Genomic DNA, 4740 nt, shown 5'->3' with positions numbered 1-4740 from the left:
CGCCGACCCGTATGCCGCCGCCGGGACACCGGCCGCGATGCGGATGCCGGCCGCGGCCCTGCTCGCCACCGCGCTGCGCCGACGCGGGCTCCGGGTGCACCTCGGTCCGGTGCTGAGCAGCGACCGCCTGGTCGATGGCGCGGCCCGGACCCGGCTCGCGGCGACCGGCGCGCTGGTCGCCGACCTCGAGTCGGCCTGGCTCCTGGCCGATTGCGCGGACCGGCCGGTGGCCTGCGTCCGGGTCGTCGCCGACACCGCGGCCGTTCCGCTGTACCGGCCGGCCACGCTCCGGCGGATCCGCGCCGCGCTGCGGGTGCTGCCGGCCGTGGCGGCGGCGCTGGCCGAGTGGGGGGCCGCCGCCGGCAGCGTCGACGAGGTCCTGCTGGCCTCGCCCCGGTCGTTCTGCGCCGGCGTGGAGCGGGCGATCGAGGTGGTGGAACAGGCGCTGCGCCGGCACGGCCCCCCCGTCTACGTCCGCAAACAGATCGTCCACAACACCCGGGTCGTGGCCGACCTGCGGGCCCGTGGCGCGGTCTTCGTGGACGAGCTCGACGAGGTTCCCGACGGCGGGCTCACCGTCTTCTCCGCCCACGGCGTGTCGCCAGCGGTACGCCGAGAGGCGGCCCGCCGCCGGCTACCGCTCGTCGACGCGACCTGTCCACTCGTGACGAAGGTGCACTCGGAGGCCCGCCGGTTCGCCGGTCGGGGCGACACGGTGCTGCTGATCGGGCACGCGGGCCACGAGGAGACCGAGGGCACCCTCGGCGAGGCGCCCGAACGGATGCGCCTGGTACCGGACCTCGCCGCGGCCGAGACGGTGCAGGTGGACGACCCGTCCCGGGTGTCGTACCTGGTGCAGACCACGCTCGCGGTGGACGAGGCGGCGGGCATCCTCGACGCGCTGCGCCGCCGCTTCCCGGCGTTGGCCGGCCCCGGATCCGACGACATCTGCTACGCCACCACCAACCGGCAGCGGGCGGTCACCACGGTTGCCGCCCGGTCCGCGGTCGTCCTGGTGGTCGGCTCCGCCAACTCCTCCAACTCGCGGCGCCTCGTGGAGGTGGCCGAACGGGCCGGCGCGCGGGCCCACCTCGTCGACGACGTGAGCTGTGTGGACCTGCGGTGGCTGGCCGGAGCCACCACCGTCGGGGTGACTGCCGGCGCCTCCGCGCCGCCGGGGCTGGTCGACGAGGTCGTCGCCGCGCTCGTCGCGCTGGGCGCCAGGGAGGTGAGCGAACACCCGACAGTCGTCGAAGACGTCAGCTTCACCCTGCCGAAGGAGGTACGCCAGCCGTGAGTATGCCGTTGCGTCAAAGCCTGCGGATCGCGAGGTACCTGGCCGGACAGAAGATCCGCCGGCGGAAGCGGTTCGCGCTGCTGCTGGAGTTGGAGCCGCTGTTCGCCTGCAATCTGAGTTGCGCCGGATGTGGCAAGATCCAGCAGCCTGCCCACCTGCTCAAGCGCCGCATGCCGGTGGAGCAGGCGCTGGCCGCGGTGGAGGAGTGCGGGGCGCCGATGATCTCCATCGCGGGCGGGGAACCGCTGATGCACCCCGAGATCGACACCCTGGTCGCCGAACTCGTGCGGCGCAAGAAGTACGTCTTCCTCTGCACCAACGCCGTCCTGCTGCCGAAGAAGATCGACAAGTTCGAGCCGTCGCCGTACTTCGCCTTCACCGTCCACATCGACGGCCTGCGTGAGCGGCACGACGCGTCGGTGTGCAAGGACGGCGTCTTCGACGAGGCGGTCGCGGCGGTACGGGAGGCCCAGCGGCGCGGCTTCCGGGTCACCACCAACACCACCTTCTTCAACACCGACACCCCGCAGACCGTGATCGAGGTGCTCGACTACCTCAACGACGACCTGCGGGTGGACGAGATGATGCTCTCGCCGGCCTACGCCTACGAGAAGGCGCCGGACCAGGACCACTTCCTGGGCGTCACCGAGACCCGGGAGCTGTTCCGCAAGGCGTTCGCGGGGGGCCGTCGGGCGCGGTGGCGGCTCAACCACTCGCCGCTGTTCCTGGACTTCCTCGAGGGGAAGGTGGACTTTCCCTGCACCGCGTGGGCCATCCCGTCGTACTCGCTGCTCGGCTGGCAGCGGCCCTGCTATCTGATGACGGACGGCTACGCGACCAGCTACCGGGAACTGCTGGACTCCACCGACTGGGACAGCTACGGCCGGGGGCGCGACCCGCGCTGCGCGAACTGCATGGCGCACTGCGGGTACGAGCCGACCGCCGTGCTGGCCACGATGGCGTCGCTGCGCCAGTCCCTGCGGGCGATGCGGTCCGCCTGAGGCCGCGCCGCCTGACCGGGCCACGGGGATCCGCCCGGCTCGGGCGGCACCGCCGTTCCCGCTCAGCCGAAGCGGGTGGCCATCCGACGGTACGCCGCCGGCAGCAGCCCGCGGACCGCCACCGGCAGGCGCAGCCAGCCCGGGACGTACACCTCCGCCCGGTTCCGGGTTATCGCGGTGGTCACCGCGGCGGCCACCCGGTCCGCCGGCACCGGCCGGGGCCGGCTGCGGCGGTACGGCTGGCCCCGGCGGCTGAAGAACGGGGTGTCCACCACTCCGGGCACGACCGTGCTGACCCGCACCGGCCGGCCGGCCAGTTCCAGGCGCAGGCTCTCCGCGAAGGTGTCCAGCCCCGCCTTGCTGGCGGCGTAGACGGCTTCCTCGGCCACGCCGAGCCGGCCGGCGATCGAACCGACGAAGACCAGGTGACCGCCGTGCCGGCACATGCCCGGCAGCAGCGCCCGGGTCAGTTCGATCGGCGCGCGCAGGTTCACCGTGAGCAGCTCGTCGGCGGTCGCCTCGGTCATCCCGGCGAACTGGCCGGCCCAGCCGGTGCCGGCGTTGTTGACCAGCACGTCCACCCGGCCGTATCGGGCCACGGCCCGGTCGGCCAGGTCCCGCCCCGCGCCGGGGCGGGCCAGGTCGGCCAGCAGCGTGGTGGCGTCGGTCTCGGCGGCGAGCCGGGCGAGCCGGTCGGGGTGCCGCCCGACCGCGAGAACATGACTGCCCGCGCCGGCCAGTCGCCGCACGAGTGCGGCGCCGATGCCCGACGAGGCGCCGGTGACCAGCACCACCGCTCCGGTCAGCCGCACCGCGGCGTCTCCGGCGGTACGCCTCCCGCGCGCCCGGGTCCGGCGTCCTTCCCCACCATGGCGCGCACGGGGTCGGGGTCGACCGGTTCGTCGAGGTCGACCTGCTCGCCGTCGACCTCGGCGAGCAGGTCGGCCAGGGCGGCGGGCAGGGCGGTGGCGAGGCGGTCACCGAAGCCGGCCAGCGAATCGTCCAACAGCACTCCCACCTCGAAGGCCGCCCCGCGGCGCAGCACGCCGACGCCGACCGGCACCCCGTCGGTGAGGGCGACCACCGGAGTGACCTTCCGGATCGGGGCGCCGGCCAGCTGTGGCTGGAACGGCGCCGGGACGTAGGAGACGATGACGTTGAGGTGCCGGTCGGTGTAGACGCGCCGCGCGAACGCGGCGTGCAAGGGCGCGGGAAGGAGGCCCGCCGCCCGCATGACCAGGCCGGAGGCCTCGGCCTGGCCGCTGCGCAGCGCGGCGCGCAGCACGTCCCGGACGGTGCTGACCCGGGCCTGCGGCGAGATCCGCCCGAGCGGGAGATCGAGGGCGACCGCACCGGTCCAGTTGCCCTGGGTGGGCGCACGCCGCCGCGGATCACGGGTGACGGCGAACATGGCCCGCATCCGTGGCGGCACCGGTGCCGGGTGGGCCTGGCCCAACGCCCCGGCGATCAATGCCAGCACGAGTTCGCTGGCGTGCGCCTGGCAGGCGCGCGCCGCGCGCAGTACCTCGGCGGCGGGCAGGGTCAGGCCGTACAGGCGGCGGCGTGGTGAGCGGGGGATGCGGTTGAGCACGCTGGGCGGCGCCGCTCCCCGCACGGCCAGCCGGGCCAGGCCGGCCGCGGTGAGCGCGGCTCGGCGCGCCGCCTCGCGGCCCCGGTCACCCACCCCCGACCCCTGCCGTCCCGGGCCGGCCGGTCCGACGTCGGCAGTACCCCAGCGGGCCGATCGGCCGCCGCTCGGGTCGAGCAGCCGTTGCAGGACGCCGATCGTGGACAGGCCGTCGCCGAGGCAGTGGTGCAACTTGATCGCCACCCGCGTACGCCCCTCCGGCAGGCCGCCGACCAGCAGGATCCGCCAGAGCGGCCGGTCGGTGGCCAGCGGCTGTGACCAGAACCGGTCGACCTCGGCCCCGCCGTCGTCGCCGGGCTCCACCTGGACTTCGTCGAGGTGGGCGGCCGGATCGACGTACTTGTCCACCACCCAGCCCGCCCGGCGCCAGGGCCCCCGGTCGACCAGCCGCCGACGCAGGGTGGTGACCGCCGGTAGCCGCCGGGCCAGCAGCGCGACCAGGTCCCCGGCGGTGAGGGACCGGCCGTCGGCACGCGGTCCCAGCTCCATCACCACACCGATCTGCTGCGCCACCGTCGCCGACTCGGCGTACAGGAAGAAGGCGTCCTGCGGACGCAGCGGCCAGCTGGCCGGGCGGCGGACGGGGGCACGCGGGTCCGCTGCCGCCCACCGGCCGACCACCGCGGGCAGCCCGAGGTGCGGCAGGCTCGGGTGGGCCGGTGCGGTGAGCGAACGCGGCGGGTGCCGGCCGGCCAGCCGGGACCGGACACAGGCGACCAGCGCGGCCGGGGTCCAGGCCGTCTCGGCCAGCCCGGCGGCGGTCATCAACGCCGCGTTGGCCGCGCCGTGCGCGG

General features: G+C 75.1%; 4 protein-coding genes. 2 read left to right on the top strand and 2 right to left on the bottom strand.

Annotated elements, in window-relative coordinates:
- Positions 1–337: 337 nt before the first annotated feature.
- The gene (ispH, locus tag ONA70_RS34840) at positions 338–1297 is read left to right on the top strand and encodes a 4-hydroxy-3-methylbut-2-enyl diphosphate reductase (protein ID WP_265010739.1); all 960 of its coding nucleotides are present in this window, start codon (positions 338–340) and stop codon (positions 1295–1297) included.
- Between the two features lie 2 nt (positions 1298–1299).
- The gene (hpnH, locus tag ONA70_RS34835; RefSeq protein WP_265010738.1) at positions 1300–2298 is read left to right on the top strand and encodes an adenosyl-hopene transferase HpnH; all 999 of its coding nucleotides are present in this window, start codon (positions 1300–1302) and stop codon (positions 2296–2298) included.
- Between the two features lie 62 nt (positions 2299–2360).
- On the opposite strand, the gene ONA70_RS34830 is transcribed toward hpnH, so the two are convergent.
- Positions 2361–3110 (bottom strand): SDR family NAD(P)-dependent oxidoreductase, encoded by a 750-nt coding sequence (locus ONA70_RS34830; protein WP_265010737.1) that lies wholly within the window; start codon positions 3108–3110, stop codon positions 2361–2363.
- Positions 3101–4740 (bottom strand): wax ester/triacylglycerol synthase domain-containing protein (locus ONA70_RS34825; RefSeq protein ID WP_265010736.1); only part of this gene is annotated, 1640 nt, incomplete at its 5' end. The genes ONA70_RS34825 and ONA70_RS34830, both read right to left, overlap by 10 nt.

The sequence above is a fragment of the Micromonospora yasonensis genome, from assembly GCF_026013475.1.
Lineage (GTDB): Bacteria > Actinomycetota > Actinomycetes > Mycobacteriales > Micromonosporaceae > Micromonospora > Micromonospora yasonensis.
This window is presented reverse-complemented; position numbering and strand designations above follow the sequence as displayed.

Excerpts from the sequence above, each read along its gene's own strand:
- hpnH (WP_265010738.1), top strand. The coding sequence starts at position 1,300 with ATGCCGTTGCGTCAAAGCCTGCGGATCGCGAGGTACCTGGCCGGACAG.